The sequence below is a fragment of the Paenibacillus sp. 01T422 genome, assembly GCF_056398785.1.
This window is the reverse complement of record NZ_JBFTQB010001741.1, coordinates 1-359: the sequence shown is the minus strand read 5'-3', so window position 1 is coordinate 359 and position 359 is coordinate 1. Positions and strand designations below refer to the sequence as shown.

Annotated in this window: 1 protein-coding gene; it reads right to left on the bottom strand. The window is 43.7% G+C overall.

Annotated features, from left to right (window positions below):
- Positions 1-359, bottom strand: a 359-nt coding sequence (locus AC1DUA_RS41020) for a PLP-dependent transferase (protein WP_477505070.1), incomplete at both ends; no start/stop codon positions are given.

Genomic DNA, 359 nt, shown 5'->3' with positions numbered 1-359 from the left:
GAAATATATTTCGTTATCGAATGGACAACAAGTCCGACACCTAGTGTAAGTGGATTTTGGAAACAAGGTGTCGCCCAAGAGTTGTCGAGAATCGTTTCTGCTCCAATGGAGGCCGCCAATTCAGTACAACTACGGATGTCCTGCAGCTGAAAAAACATACTCGTCGGACTTTCCAAATACAGCAATTTTGTGTTTGACCTTATCGCATTTTTCCAGTTATCTAATGATCGGCCATCGACAAAAGTCGTTTCAACACCGAATTTCCGGAGATAATTGCCTAAGAATTCCCTTGTAGGACCATACGCTTGATGCGTGCAAATCACATGATCGCCTGTCTTGACGATCGACATAATCGCTGC